Here is a 17,660-nt window from a genome sequence, read left to right as displayed (position 1 = left end):
CGCTAGTTATAGTTGAATATGGAATATCCTTCGAAATCGTTAGGATAACTTTTGATTTCGGGTTTAAAAAGGGAGCTATAACTTGATAAACTTACCTCAAGTTTGGTTCCCGGTAAAACGATAGTAAGTCCGGAGTGATAGCCTGATTTATAAATTGAAATCAATTGTTTCGTGTATTCATCATTTGGAAGTTTGATGTACCAATGACAATCACTTGGTCCTTCCCCAGTTATTTCGGCTCCATTTAGATCAAACATGAGTGTGGATGTTCCCAATAAATTGGTCACTAAGCGTTTGAGAAACTCGCTGTCTACCCAGGCTTTGGGTGCGTCTACTGTATAAAAATGAGTAATCACTTCTTGCGCTGAAGCGGTCAACTCTTCTTCGCTTAACGCATTGCACGCTTCGATTTGGGCTTGAAAGATAACTGCATATAAGGAATCAGTATCCATTTTACTGCTTTTTTCTTTAGTTGCTTGTTGATACAACTCATCTGATTTTATTTGAATTTTCTTCATTATATTTTTGAATGAAGATAACTTTTCCCAAGCTCGATTTACTTCTAACCATAAGCCGCTTTTAATTTCATTTTTAACGCGTTCTTGTAGCCAATCGGAGCTGGAATTAACTTGTTTTAATTGCAAAGTAAAATTAGATAAAATCTCACTAAAAGTAAGTTGATCAAAGCCTTTTGCAGTCATTGCATCTAAGTAACTTAATAAGCATTCTTGATTTGTTTTAAATGGTTTAGCAAGACAGCCTGTTATAGAGCTTGGCTGGGCTGCTAAAAGCTTCGTGAGCAGTTCACTGGAGTTAAGCGTCGATACTATTTTCTCATCCGCCGCGGCTTTAAGTGCTAAATAAAAGAGCCCAATGACGACTACATGATAGCCACAATCCCCTGTATTTTGAACAGGAGAAAGTTTAACTTTTTCTGCTCGTTCGATTTCGGTTTTTTTTAGCATGATGAATTAAAAGAATTAAAGGTGTTCATTATATCATAAAAATTATAAATCCATGACAAATTGGGGACTTTTAAAAATCTGTATACGGATGGATTTGCTATAAAAATACCCATTATTCGTGTTATGAGCATCTGTTTATTCAGTATGGAGGGTGATAACATCAGCAACGATTAAGGATAAGCTAAGGAAAGTGTTACCATGAATGATGGAGTTAATTCATTTATTTTTTTTATAGCCCTAATTGCTGGATTTGGAGGGTTTTTATTTGGTTTTGATTCCAGTGTCATTGCGGATGTCAAAGATCAAGTTATGGCCCAATTATCTCTTTCTGAGTGGCAATGGTCTCAAATAGTAAGCATTAGTATCTTAGGTTGTGTTCTTGGTATTCCTTTAAGTGGTTTCTTTGCTGACAGGCTAAGTCGGCGCTTCTTACTAAAAACCGTGGCGATGGGCTTTATTTTGGGGACTGCTCTTTGTGCGCTCACCGATGATTTCATCGTGTTATTAGTAGGTCGATTCATAATCGGTATTTGTATCGGAGTTGCTTCTTATATTGCTCCATTGTTTATTGCGGAAATTGCTCCGCCTAATAGAAGGGGGGCGTTGGTTCTGATTAATGGATTAACGATTACCTTTGGTCAAGCTATAGCTTATTTAATTGGTTATTTCCTTCATGATTATTCCACAAACAGTTGGCGATTGTTATTTGGAATGGGAAGTATTCCTGCCTTGATTTTATTTACTGGGATGCATTTTGTTCCTCATTCGCCACGTTGGATCATGAAGAGACATGGAGTAAATAAAACGCTACAGCTATTGAAGCGTATCCGCCCTTCAGGTTATGACATTCAAAAAGAAGTTGATGAAATTCAGGGTAATTTAAAACAAACTCACCCGCATAAGAATTTATTATCCAAAGCGCCAATTATTTTTGTTCTTGCAGTGGGCATTGCTTTAGGAGTGTTTCAGCAATTCTCGGGAATTAATGCCGTAATGTATTACGGGCCGGTTATCTTTGAAACGGCAGGTTTTTATCCAGTTACTAATGCTATTTTGGCCACTTTTTGTATGGGCGCTGTTAATTTTTTATTTACGTTACTGACTTTATTTTATATCGATAGATTAGGTCGACGCTTCTTATTGTTAAGCGGAACAATGATCGCTGCATTGAGTCTTTTTGTAGTTTGCTTGTTATTTAACACACCATTACCAGGTCAAAAATTCTGGATATTGGGCGCATTATCCATTTATGTGATGGGTTATTGTATTAGTGTCGGATCTTTATTTTGGGTTTTAATCTCAGAGATCTATCCTTTATCGGTACGAGGCCTGGCAATGAGCATTGCCACTGTGGCGCAATGGGGCGCTAACTTTGTAGTTTCTATATCCTTTTTGGCGATTTACCAAAATTTAGGAGAAGTGCTTACTTTTGCTTTATTTGGTTCATTATGCTTAGTGGCCTTTTTCTTTATTTATCATTTTGTACCTGAAACAACCGGAGTTTCTTTAGAAAAAATAGAAAAAAATTTGCGAGCGGGTAAAAAAATCAGAGACATTGGCAAGCCAGTATCAGCCATAAAAACAAATGAATTTGAATTAGTGAGAGATTAAAAATGGATAATGAAAATCAGCAACGAAAATGTCGTATAGGAATCATTGGCGCGGGACGAATCGGGAAACTCCATGCAGAAAATATCAAAAATTATTTACCACAATTTGAGTTACAAGCCATTGCAGATCCCTTTTTGAATCAAGCGTGGGCCGATAAATTATCGATTGCGGGCCAATATACTCATTTTGAGCAAGTACTGTTTCATCCGAATTTGGATGCGATTCTGATTGCATCACCTTCGAATCTCCATGTGGAGCAGATTAAAGCTGCAAGTGAGGCAGGTAAAGCGATATTTTGTGAAAAACCAATTGGTTTGCATGAAGAAGAAATTTTGGACGCGTTACACACAGTTCAAGCAAATAATACCTTATTACAGCTGGGTTTTAATCGACGTTTCGATCCCAGTTTTGCCCATCTGCAAAAACAGGTCCAAGCCGGTGAAATTGGAGCAGTTCATCTGGTTAAGATCACCTCTAGGGATCCAGCTTGTCCTCCTAAAGAGTATTGTGCTACCTCTGGCGGTATGTTTATGGATATGACCATTCATGATTTTGATATGGCGCGTTTCTTAACCCAGTCCGAAGTGGTTGAGGTGTATGCAACAGGAGCAGTCCTAATTAATCCTGATTTTGAAGCATTGGATGATGTGGATACCGCAATCATCCAAATGCGTTTTGCCAATGGTGCTTTGGGAGTAATCGATAACAGTCGTCAGGCTGTGTATGGATATGATCAACGAATTGAAGTCTTTGGCAAAGAAGGAATGTTGCTGGCAAATAATCAATTGAAACATTCAGTGATGCATTATGCCAGTACGTTTACCGAACAAGCCAATCCGGAATATTTTTTCCTTGAGCGTTATCATCAGGCGTTTAGAGCAGAATTAAGTTCGTTTTATGATGCCTGGCGACATAATCAACCCAGCCCGGTGTCTGGAAGAGATGGGTTGTATGCTTTACGCATAGCTCAAGCAGCGAAACAATCGCTCGTAACTAAATTACCTGTTTTTTTGAGTTGAGGACGGCATGATTCATCCATCATTTTATTTTGATGCAACCAGATCTGTAGATTTGATTTGTATGGGGCGTGTGGCAGTCGATCTTTATGCGGAACAAATTGGCATTGCACTTAGCGAGGCCCAGAGTTTTAAAAAATACTTAGGTGGCTGCGCGGGGAATATCGCTGTAGGCGCGGCCCGCCTTGGCCTAAACTGCATGATGTTGTCTTGTATTGGCCAGGATGAGATGGGGCGTTTTTTAAAAAAAGAGCTTGAAAGTGAGGGGGTCAATACGGATTTATTGCAGGAAACCGCTCAGCATTTGACTGGCCTTGTATTGCTCGGGATTAAGCCACCTCATGAATTTCCTTTGATGTTTTATCGCAATGATTGTGCGGATATGCAAATTAAGTCGCATCAAATAAGCCAAAATGTATTGCAGCAGGCAAAAGCTCTTTTAATTACCGGCACCGGTTTATCCACAAAGGCCATGCTGCAAACTACTGAAGAAGTTACCCAACTTGCACGACAAGCCGAAACGGCAGTAGTTCTCGATCTGGATTATCGTCCGGTTCTTTGGGGATTAACCACATTGGGCGATGGAGAAACACGATACCTCCAGAGCCAAAACGTAAGTAGAACCTACCAACGCATTTTGCCTTTGTGTGATTTAATTGTGGGTACGGAAGAGGAAATTTGTATTGCTGGTGGATGTGATGAGGTTGATCGCGCCTTAAAGAAAATAAGGGACTTAACTCAAGCGCCTGTAGTGATAAAACAAGGTGCAAAAGGTTGTGAAGTTAATTTTGCTCACAGCAGCAAGAACCTACCAACGAAACCGTTTCCTGTTGAGATACTTAATGTACTGGGTGCTGGGGATGGATTTATGGCGGGTCTTTTATCGGCTCTTCTACGAGGAAGATCCTGGGAACTTGCTACTACTTATGCAAATGCCAGTGGTGCTTTAGTTGTCACGCGACATGGTTGTGCCCCCGCCATTCCCTATAAAGAAGAGTTAGAATATTTTATTCAACATTTTGATGAGCATCCGCAAATTTGGAACAGCGCTCGTTTAGCAGAATTACACCAAAAGAAGGCGCCGCTTCCTCAGTTGCTTATTAAGAATCCACAAGGGTTTACTAGAGGATTCAATTCGATTGTCACTATAAATCCTTTATCAAATGACAGTATGAATTTTAGCTCGATTAAATTGGCTGCGGGAGAAAAATACTTCTTCAATGAGCACTATGAGTTTGCGGCGCTATTAATGACGGGATGTGTGGAGTTCCATTTTGCACAACAAAGCCAGCGTGCAGCCCGCTACGATTATTTTTCTCAAGAACCTATTGTCTTGCATTGCCCCTCAGGCCAAACAGCTGTTGTTGAGGCGTTGACTTATTGTGAAATTCTCTTGATTGAAACAGAGAATGATGCTTCATTTGCTCCTTTATTATTTAATCAGTCCAATCTTTTGGAGTTGGATAATCGAGGAAAAGACATTTTAGACGATAGTTCGTATCGCATCGTAAGGACTGTATTTGATAAGCGCAACAGACCTGAGTCAAATTTGGTTGTTGGCGAAATTATTACCTTCCAAGGGCGGTGGTCAAGTTATCCCTCCCATTATCACGATCAGCCGGAAATCTATCATTATCGTTTTTCAGAACCACAAGGCTATGCATTTGGTGAAAATGGAAACGAGGTTTTACGTATCGAAAATTATGATACCTATCGAATTGCGAACGGTCAGACCCATGCTCATTGTGCGGCTCCAGGATATGCTCTTTATACGCTTTGGTTTATTCGTCATTTAAAAGATAACCCTTATACGACACCAACGTTCATCAAAGAACATGAATGGACGCGAACACGTAAAGCAAATAATAGAGTGTGGAAAAAATAATAATCTTAAAGGGTGGTTTTTATGAAGATTAGATTGACAATGGCTCAGGCCTTATTGCGATTTTTAGCAAATCAATATGTCGTGTTGGATGGTAAATCACATCAGTTTGTTGCAGGTGTATTTGGAATTTTTGGACATGGCAATGTGACAGGATTAGGTGAAGCCCTTGAATACGATAATTATGGTTTGACTTATTATCAGGGACATAACGAACAAGGAATGGCGCATGCAGCGACAGCTTATGCGAAACAAAAAAATAGATTAAGTATTTTTGCTTGTACTTCTTCTATAGGTCCAGGTGCGACCAATATGATTACGGCAGCGGCTACCGCAACAACCAATAGAATTCCTTTATTGTTATTGCCAGGAGACATATTCAGTTGCAGACAACCGGATCCGGTATTACAACAACTTGAGGCCTCACATGACTATACTCTATCTGTTAATGATTGCTTCAAACCGGTTAGTAAATATTGGGACCGTATCACTCGCCCAGAGCAATTGATGACGGCGTGTCTCAATGCAATGAGGGTGCTTACTGATCCTGTCGAAACAGGTGCAGTCACTTTATGTTTACCGCAGGATGTGCAGTCTGAAGCCTATGATTATGACGATTCTTTTTTTGAAAAACGTTTTTGGCATATTGATAGAGCCCCGGTGAGTGAACGTGCGCTTGAGGAAGCAGCGCAACTTCTTCTTAAAGCCCAAAAGCCCTTCATTATTGCTGGAGGAGGCGTGCATTACTCATTGGCGGCAGATGTTTTATCACAATTTGCTGAACATCACAAAATCCCTGTTGCTGAAACTCAGGCTGGGAAAAGTGCTTTGCCAGCACGCCATTCCATGAATGTGGGCGGAGTAGGTGTTACGGGTTCTGAAGTAGCCAATGCGCTCGCCGCGCAAGCCGATGTGATTTTAGTGATTGGCTCACGTTTGCAAGATTTTACTACTGCGTCTAAATGGGGTTTTAAAAATAAAGAGTGCCAAATTATTCATCTCAATGTTTCTCGTTTTGATGCAATCAAAATGAATGGGTTGATGTTGAAAGGAGATGCAAAAACAGGCTTAGAGCAATTAGGAAAGAAATTGGGGGCGTATAAAACATCCCAAGAATACCAGCAACAGGTGCAGCATTATCAAAATGAATGGCAGCAGGAATTAAAACGCATTTGTACTTCGCCTCATACTGCAGAAGGTGGTTTATCCCAAGTTAAAGTTCTCGGTTTATTAAATGAGATAGTGACGGAAGATGATGTCATCATCTGTGCTGCAGGTAGTTTACCCGGTGATTTGCATCGTCTTTGGAAATCCAAAACACCTAAAGATTATCATCTGGAATATGCTTATTCGTGCATGGGTTACGAAGTCGCGGCGGGTTTAGGGGTACGGTTAGCTAAAGAAAAGACACCGGGTGAGGTGTATGTTTTGGTGGGCGATGGCAGCTTTTTGATGATGCATTCAGAACTGCTAACGAGCATTCAAGAACATAAAAAAATGACCATTATCATTTTCGATAATCATGGTTTTCAATGTATTAGAAACTTACAGGAAAGTCAGGGTAGCCAAGGCTTTGGGAATGAGTTTCGCTTTCGAGAGGCTAAAACCAATAAGTTATCCGGAGAGTATTTACCGATTGATTTTTGTAAGTATGCAGAAGGACTAGGGGCTAAAACTTTTTTTGTAGATGCTTATGAACAATTGACTGTCGCCATGAATGCGGCGCGTAATGAAAAAAATTCTTCGGTGATTGTAGTGCCGACCCTACCTAAAACGATGAGTAATGGTTATCAAACATGGTGGCGTGTCGCAGTTGCAGAAATTTCGAACTCTGAAGAAGTGAGTAAGGCACATCACGCGATGCAAGAACAATTAAAACTGGTTAGAGAATATTAAGGAAACGATGTATGAGGATAAAACTGGGAATAGCCCCAATCAATTGGTGCAATGATGATGATCCTGAATTAGGTAAAGAAATTAGTTTTGAACAATGCATTAGTGAAATGTCTGAAGCAGGTTATGTGGGAACTGAGCTAGGTAATAAGTATCCTCGTGAAGCTTCTGTTTTAAAAAAAGCGTTAAATGAGCGGGGATTGCAGTTATCGAGTGCTTGGTTCAGTACTTTTTTTACTGAGCCTACACAGTATGAACAGACTTTATCGCGATTTATGGAGCATTTAAGTTTCATGAAAGCAGTGGGGGCATCGTTTATCAATGTATGTGAATGTGGACATGCGATTCAAGGAACAGAACTACCTATTTTAAGTCCGCATAAGCCCGAATTTAGTGAGGCTCAGTGGGGAAAACTGATTCAGGGATTGCATGCCATTGGCCGTATTGCTCATGATTTTAATATGCGGCTTGTTTATCACTACCATGCAGGTACGGGAGTTTTTTATGAGCATGAAATCGATTATTTAATGGAAAACACTAGCCCTCAATTGCTTTCTTTATTGCTTGATACCGGACATGCAGCTTTTGCTGATATTGATTCGCTTGATTTAATTAATAAATATTATGAGCGCATTTTGTATGTTCACTTAAAGGATATTCGTGCTGAAGTGCTTAACCGAGTTAAGAGTGATCATATGAACTTTATGGACGCCGTACGTGCTGGGGTATTTACCGTTCCTGGAGATGGCGCTATTGATTTTGCTTCGATTATTAAGATGCTGCAAAAACATCAATATTCCGGTTGGATGATCGTGGAAGCGGAACAGGATCCTGCCAAAGCGCCTCCACTTGTGTATGCACGAAAAGCGTATGATTTTTTGCAGCAACACCTAAAAAGCGAATAAAACTCCAGAATGGATGTTATTGAAGGAGCATAACCAGGGATTATTTACACACTAATCCCTTTTCCGCTCTTCCATCAAATTCGCTCACTAAAAGCTCGATTTTTTGTCCTAATTGATTCTTCCCTACTATTTGTTCAGAGGCCTTATAAAAATAAGACATGACACTATAACTTGTTGTATTTCCTTCTGATTGGCGTCGTTGTATTTTTTGTTCTTCCGAACGCATACTTTTTAATAATGCCTTCATCAACTCCTGATAGCTAGTATCATCTTCCTTCTTGTCAAAGCGAGAACAGAGGTCTCCTACGCTTTGGATGTACTTAAAGATCAATTGTTTTTTTGCATCAAAAATATCTCTATCCACTTTATCGACCGCAAACTCAAATTCTCTTTCAAGAATATATTCATACAAAACAGCTGAAAATTGACACACCCAGGGGACATCTCCCTTGGTGCTAAATAACGATTTATCTTTAATGTCTGTAACAAGCGCAGGGCTACTTTCAAATAGATTGCGTAAGGCACTAATAAAATTGACTAAGCCATTATGAAAAAGACTTTCGTAGAGATCCGTAGTGAATTCCGTCTTATTTTCTTTATTGTATTCTTTAACCGCAGTCTTTACCTCTTTCTTCTGCGAGTTAATTTCTTTTACAATGCGATCAAAATAGTCAAGATAATCATTATCTTTAACTTCAATTTCTTTTATTTTTTTGATTAAACATTTGGCAAATTCATTCCGTTCAACCAATAGCTTTGCTTCTTTGCCTTTATACGTTTTTTCGTCTGCTTGCGTTTGATAGGTTTCCAATATTTTTTGACAATAACGGTCTGTCATATCCTTAAAAATGCCCATTATCCCTCTCTTCTTTAGTTAGCTAGAAAAATCCTCAAATTTTATTATGTGTTCGAGGACATCCATTTTTCCGTTCACAGCATGTTTTCAAAAGCACTAATGTCAAAATGATAGGCTGAAGAAAGATAATTGCATTGTTCAATTACAACAGCCTATTGTTCTAAACGCGATATATATGTCCTTATTATAAATATATTTTTTATGAAGTTTTCATAACGAATTACTCAATTGGCTCAAGAAAAAATAGAGCTCAAAATGAACGTTATGAAAATAGTTAAGATAATCATTGTGCTTAATATTAACTCATTGTGAGCTTCAGTAAAAGTTATTTTCTTGAGTAAAAAAATTCACGTTTTGATACTCAAAATATATGTAAAAAGCTCATTAATTGGTCGAGATGATTTGATTATTACCCAGTCCTATTTAAAATTTGTTGCAATTGAACTACTGTATTCATTCAAAGGGAGATTGATATGGTTAAATTTTTCAAAGATGAAAAAAAGACGGTTGATCCACCAAATGAATATTATATGGTGTTACGTAAGGCACTAGAGGCAACCATGAGCGTGTGTGTTGCGAGTACTTCTGCATTAGTTATTAATCAATTAACAACAAAAATTTGTCCCCAGCGAATGGCTCAATATAACGAAAATAGTTTCATTGCGCTGCAGGAAATGGGCAAGCTTCGATCTTTTCTGTTTAAAGTTTCACAATATATTGAGACTAAGAAAATTAATTTTCTTGATGCGCGAGCTCCCATAAAATATACAATGTCTGAATGTAGGACGGGGAACTGTGAACATCAAGCGTTCTATTTAGCTGCATTACTACGACAACAAAAAATTCCCGCATTTATTTATGATATTGAAGACATTGAACATACTGTGGTTATCACAAAAGATTTTTTGCTCGATCCATGGATAGGTACGATTTTTTCCCTAACTGAAACAGACCTCTGTACATTCTATAATTCGTCTCTCAATATGAACGCTTCATGGCTGAATCACTTATTAAGTGACAAGGAGTTTACTTATCCTGAACGGTTGGACAAAAAAAATCTAAATCATTATTTTGCGCATCAAACTAGGGAGAAGGCAACCAGTGCCAATTGTTGTATCCTTTTTTAAAGATAATCCATTAAATGCAAGAATATAAAAACCAGCAGTGCTTCTCATCCGTATTAAATGATTTTAAACACAAATGTTCAACTATACTAAGATTATAAGTGACGAGTAGAGCAATCTGGTATTTTTAATCTGATGAAAAAATAATACATTTTCTTCAAAATCGAATACATTTCAGGTGTTCGCTCATTGATAAAAACAGTTTTTATTTGAGGATCACATGGGATTTTCACTATCAGAATTTTTAGATTATGGTGCGAATGGCCAAGTCACATTTGATGCGATCATCAATGGAAAGAAGGCCACTTCCTATCAGGATTATTTACTTGTTTTAGATAATGTTACGCATATTTGTCAAAACGAAGAAGATGCTCCTTTATCTCCTGTGTATGTGAAAAATTTGGCAAAAGTTTTATTGGAAAAATTTCAAGAGCATCTTCGAGAAACGCAAAGTGATTGGTACGATAAAAACAATCCTCAAATATATATAGTAGCAAAACAGCTGGAAGCTTTTGCGTTTCTAACAGGCGAACAAGAAGCAATTAAACAAATCCTCGAAGAATTCCCCTTGTTGCAATCAGTAAAGTGTGATTATGAAGCGTATAGTTATGATAACTTTTTAAATAACCTGGACCCACTTAAATTTAAAAATTTTGATCGTAATTTACTTGCTCTCCAAATGATGATGCGGGTATTGGATCCCCGTTATATCAATCAACGAGATGAGCAGGTCTGTGGCGTCAATGCATTTGTACACAATATCGCTTTATTTAATCCATTGAAATACGTACAAATAGTATCGGAGCTTGCCTCTAAGGGGGTGTGCGATCTTAAAGAGTTTGCTGGCAAAGAAGGGGTGTTGCGCATTGAGGTCACTGATGCGGTTGCAAATAAAAGAAGTGCCCAGGACGATACGATTCGTGATGTCGATCATGTCATTTTAAATGGGATACGCTCTTCGGAAAATTCAATTGTTCGCTATAGTGCAGAAGGTGCAGAGCTGGCCAAACAGCTGTTCGGTGTTACGACTCATCAGGAAATAAATCGTTGGATGAAACAAGCAGGTTATCACCATGTGCAAAATATTCCTATCCATAATCGGGAAGCAATAAAGCAATTACAATTCCTCATCCAGGATGGTTATATGGTTGGTTTTGCAGGTACAGGAAGTCTTGCTTCATATATACTCGACCCAGAGGAAGGGGAGCCCAAGAGTCAAAATCTAGTGCAACGCTTTATGGATGGTCATTTTTTTATTATTAGAAATATTGAGTATGATGAACAAAATGATAAGGTAAATGTCCGCATTTTGACTTGGGGGCGCGAACAATCCGCCTCCATCCCCTTTGATGTATGGAAAAAGAATATAGGACTTGTGGGCACAGCGGTTGTTGGCCAAGACCCCTACATGAATTTTATGTTCCGTGCTCGCACTCGAGAGATAGATGATTTACAACGTAACACGTATTGTTCTCCTGAAGTATATTGTTTGTATGTAAAGAATATCATCGAAGATACCCCTGGATATGAAAAAATTAATAAATTATTGAAACAGGCTTTTAAGCATGGGAATGGAATAACTTGGTATAAAGCAGCCAAAGAAATTCAAGATGCGATCGAGGAGTTACCTAAAGAAAAAGCACTGATGATGCCTTCAAAAATATCTATTATTCCTATAGTTAACCTGGAGATTAAAGCAGAGTTTGACCGGATTCATCATTTACATAGTCGTACCCAGAAAATTGTGGCTTTAGAACATCTTGGAACTCAAGATAATATTGAGGTTCAACGGCAATTAATGCCATTGTACGCACAAACAGGCCAATGGGATAAGATAAGAGGGCTTTTAGCGAATGTGGAGGCGGCGCACAGTCGCACGGATCGAGAAATAATCTATGAAAGCCTAGAGCTTGGGTGTTGTTTAGTACTTGATGACATAAAAATCCCAAAAGATATAGCGGAGTTGGTAGAGCAAAATACAGAATTTAATTTTAAAGCAAAGGATTTAATTAGAGTATTAAGTGAGATTACCGGGATACCTAAAGGCGGAGCTTTTACCTATGGACTTCGAAGCAGATTGTTAGAGGTGGTCAATAATAGACTTGAGGACGAAGGAAAAGAAAAAGTTCGACATCTCAGCGAGGTTATTTTATATAAGAAAGATATTTATAATTTAGTGTCATTACTCGATAAGGAAATCCAGAGTATGGACCCGTCCCATAAATTGATGAGAAAAGATCAGCTGAAAAAATTTTGTAATGTACTGGTTCATAGAATTGAGAATGACGACGCACTGCAAGATAAGGTTGATTTACACTTTGCTTCAAGCCTAAAGCACAAATTACCCCGAGTTTTAAGAAAAATATCTGAGTTTTTTTTAAAAGTGGCCTCGATTTTTGATGATAATATCATAACTAAGGGTGTTGAAAAGACTAAGAGTTTTAAAGACAAAATGAACAATAATAGAGAAAATGATAAACCAGAACAATTGGATCCAAGTGTTAAAATACAAAACTCAATGAGTTCTTAAAACTTGGCAGGAGCCAACTAAAAATAGGTGCTGAAAAACTTCAATTTTAGTAGGTGCCCTTAATTGGGAGAAAGGATGCGCCGGATAAGGATAATTGGTACCGCAGTGTTCTTGGCGATTATTGGGGCAATTTTGCCCATGATCGGGGCACTTTTTTTTGCATGGTTATTGGCGTTTAATCAAGAGAGTCAAACTCTATATGAATATACTAGCCGAATGCTCATCCGCGCAAAAGATACGCTAAATCAAACTCGAGAGGTACTTTCGTCACTTGAAGGTCATAAATTAGTTTCAGCCTGCTCGCCAGAACATATCCAATGGATGCGAGAAGCTGCAGAAGCAAAAATAGATATTAAGGGTATTTCTTATTTTAAACATGGTGTGGAGCTTTGTAGAGGGTGTGGGGTCCCCCATACAAAAATTCGTCGTTCTAAAACGGATTTAACTCTACCGGATGGTTTAGAGGTAGGTGTCATTACACTATTATCAGTTGACCCTAAAGCATCTCTAATTACTGTGCGCAAAAAAGGAAACTATGATGTTTTTGTGGATCCGAAACGCTTCTCTGACATTATTGTACCCCGCGAAACATGGTTGGCTATTATTTACAATGGGAAAATAATCACTGAGCAGAATGATATTGAGCCTTACTTACTTAAAATAATAATCAATAAATTGAGTCATGATAATTTGAGTAAGTATTATGAACTGTTCCATGGAAAAGAACGTCTAAAGCCTGCAAAAAACCTGGAAAAAAATCAAGTAATTCTTCTTGATGGACGAATGATATCTATTAATCAGTATGGTCCATTTTACTTTATTGCATCAGAACCTGAATCGTTCGTGAATCAGAGTTATAAAAGGCTGCAATACATCTTATTACCATTAGGATTTATCACCGCTGCGTTTATTGTAGGCTTGGTTATCTATTATTCACAGAAACGTTTGTCTTTTAAATCAGAGTTGAATGAAGCATTAAAAAATAATGAGTTATTTGTACAGTATCAACCCATGGTTCATTCCGCATCTGGTGAATGTTTTGGTGCCGAGGCTTTAGTAAGATGGCAACGTCCTAATGGCCAGGTGATACGGCCTGATCTATTCATCTCTTATGCAGAGGAAATCGGAGTTACTTCATTGATAACAGAACGCGTGATTGATATCGTCTTTCGCGAAATGGCAAATTTTCTTGCGCAAAATAAGAAATTACATATTTCTATTAATGTATGGAGTGAAGATCTCTATACCGGCAGGATTTTTGAACAGTTGGAATCGAAGATAGCAAAAAGTAAGATAGCAAGAAATCAAATTTGGATAGAACTTACAGAGCGCACTTTTTTAGAAGCAGAGAAAGCAAAAAAAATTATTATTCGAGCACGAGAATTGGGATATGTCGTGGTGATTGATGATTTTGGTACAGGATTTTCCAGTTTATCTTATTTACAGAATTTACCCTTGGATGTACTAAAAATAGATAAAACATTTATTGAAAGTTTAGGAATGGAGTCGGTCATCAGTAATGTGACCGAGCATATTATTGTGATGGCTAAAAGTTTGAATTTAAGACTTGTTGCTGAGGGAGTTGAAAAGCGGGCTCAATACGATTATTTAAAGCAAAAAAATGTTGAATTTATTCAAGGCTATTTTTTCTCCAAACCACTATCTGTCTATGAGTTTATGCAATTTTGTAACCATTCCCCCCCCGATCTATAGTTTGCCTAGAATGTTTATAAGGAATAATGAGGTTTAGTTGATTTTGTTTCCATATTTTGAGCGAACTCATTAAAGGCAATTAGGAAGTCCTTGGGTACGTCTAAGGACTTTAGCATTTCATTAATTCTTTGAAGGTTAGGTAATATCTCATTAAGAGTTTTAGTATCGATTTCTTCATCGCTATCTAGTTCTTTACTACGTGCAACGGCGATAAGTAACTGAGCTATTTTAGGCGGTACATTCATTAATAAATCGTGTAAAGTGTCTTCATCGTTTGACCCATCTGTTGGATTTTTCAATTGTTCGACGATTTTTTCCATTCTTTTGAGTGTATAAGAAGTGATTTTACTTAAGTCCATTAGATTAGCTAAGGAATAAGTCAAATAATTAAATTGTTCAAGCTGTAGCACTCGTCCAATGATTTGATCCTCTTGGCTGAGGTCTTCTTCCGTATCGACCTTAGTGATGTAACTTGCAAAGTTTTCCAAATCAGATTCGGAATAACTTCGAGCTAAACCTAGATAGTAAAGATCTCGAATTGCTTTACTACCTTGCTCTGCGCTGATATGGCCGGTTCTATTAGATAATCCATGTTCTTTGCGAAGCGAATTTTCACAAAGAGTTCCCCCTTCAATGGTCCAATACTCCTCAGCTGACGGCCCATAACTATACATGGAGTTTGTAGGATATAAGGCTTGCATTAAGGGGTCATCAGTATATTTTGGCCCATGGAAAAAAGGCGCAAAATTATGCCTCGCTTTGCCAGTAAGATTGTGCAGGGCGTGAATCAGCTCATGACCTAATAAAATAAAGGGTGGGCCAATATCCGTTAGTCCTTTGCCAGGTGAAGCATATACTTCTAAATTTAAGGCGGAAATTTTATCATTATAGTGATAATCTACACCAATGTTCACTCGTGCCGTACCGGTTCCGCGAACGGTCTCTCTTTTAAAAATCGCTTTAAAATCTTGCTCGGATGTTATCGATTTTCTGGCATATTCTGGACTGGTTTTTGCGAGTCCACCTGCAGCCATTGAGCATTCAAAATTATTGCTGGGCTTTAATATTAATTGGGCGTCTTTAGTAGTCAGTAAATAATTTAGTTTTACAATCAACTTTATTCCTTCGGGTCTGGAAGCCAGTTGCATTAATAGAGAGTTAACATAATTAAATTCCTTTTTATTTAGTGAATTATTTTTACTTATATTAGCAAGGAGTTGATAAAAATTGGCTCGTACGATTTCTTTAGGTTCTTTCTCTTTTAACTCTGGAAGAATGTATTGAGGGTTTAATGCAATTTCTTGTTCATCATGAATATAGAGCGCTGAACTTGCATATAAATTTTCTGTTAAGTCATTATGGACAACTTGTAAGTCCCTCAAGATGTTTTTTATCGCAAGAATTTTTTGGGAAAATATAATTTGCTCATCTTTAGATGCTTGAGGGTTAAATTGAGCATATTGCGCTTCGATAGCGTCGTATGCCACGTGATTTAACTGCTCAATATAAGCCGCTCGTTGCATTAAGTCATGATCATAGTCCTGAGGCAATTCACTTTGGTGCTTAATGCCAAGTTCTGATAGTTGTTTGGAAATAGCCTCAATTCTTTCTCTCATGATCCAAATAAACTCATTTGGTTTTTTTAATAGTATAGACGATTATATTTTGCTCAATTAAGAGAAGGGGATGAGTGATGTTCTTTTTGCAGGAGAACTTTTAATTAACGCAAGCAAACTGTAATGAGGTGATGCGAGTATTAAATATCAGTTCTATGCTGTTGAAAAAGGGCTTTTTAGGGAGCTGCGATGTACGAACTTTTTACCCGTACTCTTCTTCCTATTCAATGGTGTCTAGGAAAATAAAGAGACTCCGAAAGAGTCTCCTTTATGGGAATTTTTATTATTATGGAGAAGCATTTAATGATGGAATATCCTGATTCGATTCTTCATCCGTGTCAAATAATTCATCTTTTGCTGCATTAATACCTGTTAATTGTTTTTGGTGATAGGCAAGCATTACTCCATAAACACTAGAGAGCGTTGTAGAAAACATGCCTACGGTAGGTGCTTCAATCAACTCAATCCCTTTTTCAGCAAGCTTTGCCTGTATATCGACTTTTGTTTCAGCAATAAGTTTTGCTGCTTTTCTTAATAGTTCGATTTTAAGCAAAGGTATTTGGGTTAAGTTTGTAGCTTCAAACTGATCTATTTCAGTTTTGATAAGACCAGTAAACTCTTTCTTAATCGTCAATGTGCCATATAAAGTAGAGTAGGTATATTGATCTGCATAGAGTAGTCCCGAAAGAGTCTTGAGTAACGCATGCCAGCTGCGATCATGTAGCATCCATAAGATGGGATTGTTAGGAAATTCTGTATAGCAATTTTGTAAATGAACAGCGCCAGACTCTAATAGGTCAACCAGTTTTCTTTTGAAGAAATCAATATCGTTTTCAAATTGAGTTAATCCTTCATGTACTTTCGCCGCTCGCAGCAAACCCGTGATTTCTTTTTTTATTGTTTTTACTTGTTTATATAGCAAAATTAAATCGACTTCTTCATTTACTTGTTGTTTCAAATAATGCGCTGAGTCAATGTGATTTTGAAGCTGCTTCGTTTGTATGCTTTTGTGGCTATAGATAGCAAAATAGATCTCGCCAATCCCCAAACATACTCGGTAAGCACCCAAAGCATAAGCAAATTGTCGCATAAAAGCTTGGGCTTCAGGAGTATAGTTTTTTTCAGGTTTAAAGTAATATGTACCCTCTTGCTTGTGAAACTCTAACGGTAAGCCACTTTTTGATACGTGGGTATCAAAAGCTGCGACAAGGTTTGGATGTCCTGCTGAATTGTTAATTTCTTCTGCGGTTTTCGCTAATATATGTTCTTCGACAAGGCATTGTTCCATCGCTTCACGAACCAGGTTGAAGCTAAAAACTTGTTCTTCTCCATGAGCCACTTCGGTGAGTTTTTGTGTTCGTCCTTCATTAAAAAAGTAGTCCTTTAGTAATTTCCTTATTTCCAACATGACCGTACCATAGTGATCAAGACGGGTAAAAATTGGCTGAGTTACTTTGTTTATTTCTTGGCGATGGAGCTCTAGTTTTTCTTCCATAATTTCTCCTTCTCTATCCTTTATTGTTTCAATTTCTACAGTGCGCCAGCTTCG

Annotated in this window: 12 protein-coding genes; 8 read left to right on the top strand and 4 right to left on the bottom strand. The window is 37.9% G+C overall.

What is annotated here, in order from left to right:
* Positions 1–2: 2 nt before the first annotated feature.
* Positions 3–965 (bottom strand): hypothetical protein, encoded by a 963-nt coding sequence (locus tag ACWTEW_RS33105; protein WP_454782228.1) that lies wholly within the window; start codon positions 963–965, stop codon positions 3–5.
* Between the two features lie 198 nt (positions 966–1,163).
* Between ACWTEW_RS33105 and ACWTEW_RS33100 the strand changes: the two genes are divergently transcribed.
* Genes ACWTEW_RS33100 through iolE form a run of 5 tightly spaced genes read left to right on the top strand, consistent with a single transcriptional unit; the run spans position 1,164 to position 8,272 of the window.
* Positions 1,164–2,576, top strand: a complete 1,413-nt coding sequence (locus ACWTEW_RS33100; RefSeq protein ID WP_454782227.1) for a sugar porter family MFS transporter — start codon at positions 1,164–1,166, stop codon at positions 2,574–2,576.
* Between the two features lie 2 nt (positions 2,577–2,578).
* Positions 2,579–3,595: an inositol 2-dehydrogenase gene (gene iolG, locus ACWTEW_RS33095; protein WP_454782226.1), complete on the top strand. Its 1,017-nt coding sequence runs from the start codon at positions 2,579–2,581 to the stop codon at positions 3,593–3,595.
* A gap of 7 nt (positions 3,596–3,602) precedes the next feature.
* A complete protein-coding gene (gene iolC / locus ACWTEW_RS33090; RefSeq protein ID WP_454782225.1) occupies positions 3,603–5,477 on the top strand; it encodes a 5-dehydro-2-deoxygluconokinase in 1,875 nt (624 codons plus the stop codon).
* Positions 5,478–5,498: 21 nt separating this feature from the next.
* The gene (gene iolD / locus ACWTEW_RS33085; RefSeq protein WP_454782224.1) at positions 5,499–7,370 is read left to right on the top strand and encodes a 3D-(3,5/4)-trihydroxycyclohexane-1,2-dione acylhydrolase (decyclizing); all 1,872 of its coding nucleotides are present in this window, start codon (positions 5,499–5,501) and stop codon (positions 7,368–7,370) included.
* An 11-nt stretch (positions 7,371–7,381) separates the two neighbouring features.
* Positions 7,382–8,272 carry a myo-inosose-2 dehydratase gene (iolE, locus tag ACWTEW_RS33080; RefSeq protein WP_454782223.1) on the top strand — a complete coding sequence of 297 codons (891 nt, stop codon included), beginning with the start codon at positions 7,382–7,384 and terminating at the stop codon, positions 8,270–8,272.
* Positions 8,273–8,312: 40 nt separating this feature from the next.
* On the opposite strand, the gene ACWTEW_RS33075 is transcribed toward iolE, so the two are convergent.
* Positions 8,313–9,128: a hypothetical protein gene (locus tag ACWTEW_RS33075; protein WP_454782222.1), complete on the bottom strand. Its 816-nt coding sequence runs from the start codon at positions 9,126–9,128 to the stop codon at positions 8,313–8,315.
* 473 nt (positions 9,129–9,601) lie between these two features.
* On the opposite strand from ACWTEW_RS33075, the gene ACWTEW_RS33070 reads away from it, so the two are divergent.
* From ACWTEW_RS33070 to ACWTEW_RS33060, 3 genes are all read left to right on the top strand, one after another.
* Positions 9,602–10,255, top strand: a complete 654-nt coding sequence (locus ACWTEW_RS33070; protein ID WP_454782221.1) for a hypothetical protein — start codon at positions 9,602–9,604, stop codon at positions 10,253–10,255.
* A 217-nt stretch (positions 10,256–10,472) separates the two neighbouring features.
* The gene (locus tag ACWTEW_RS33065) at positions 10,473–12,782 is read left to right on the top strand and encodes a hypothetical protein (RefSeq protein ID WP_454782220.1); all 2,310 of its coding nucleotides are present in this window, start codon (positions 10,473–10,475) and stop codon (positions 12,780–12,782) included.
* Positions 12,783–12,857: 75 nt separating this feature from the next.
* Complete coding sequence (locus tag ACWTEW_RS33060; protein ID WP_454782219.1) at positions 12,858–14,495, top strand: EAL domain-containing protein; 1,638 nt, start codon at positions 12,858–12,860, stop codon at positions 14,493–14,495.
* A gap of 14 nt (positions 14,496–14,509) precedes the next feature.
* Here the strand turns inward: ACWTEW_RS33060 and ACWTEW_RS33055 are convergent, their stop codons facing one another.
* Together ACWTEW_RS33055 and ACWTEW_RS33050 are read right to left on the bottom strand one after the other, a co-directional pair.
* Complete coding sequence (locus ACWTEW_RS33055) at positions 14,510–16,111, bottom strand: type III secretion system effector protein (RefSeq protein WP_454782218.1); 1,602 nt, start codon at positions 16,109–16,111, stop codon at positions 14,510–14,512.
* Between the two features lie 286 nt (positions 16,112–16,397).
* The gene (locus tag ACWTEW_RS33050; protein ID WP_454782217.1) at positions 16,398–17,606 is read right to left on the bottom strand and encodes a hypothetical protein; all 1,209 of its coding nucleotides are present in this window, start codon (positions 17,604–17,606) and stop codon (positions 16,398–16,400) included.
* Between the last annotated feature and the right edge of the window lie 54 nt (positions 17,607–17,660).

It is taken from the genome of Legionella stuttgartensis (assembly GCF_977063405.2).
This window is presented reverse-complemented; position numbering and strand designations above follow the sequence as displayed.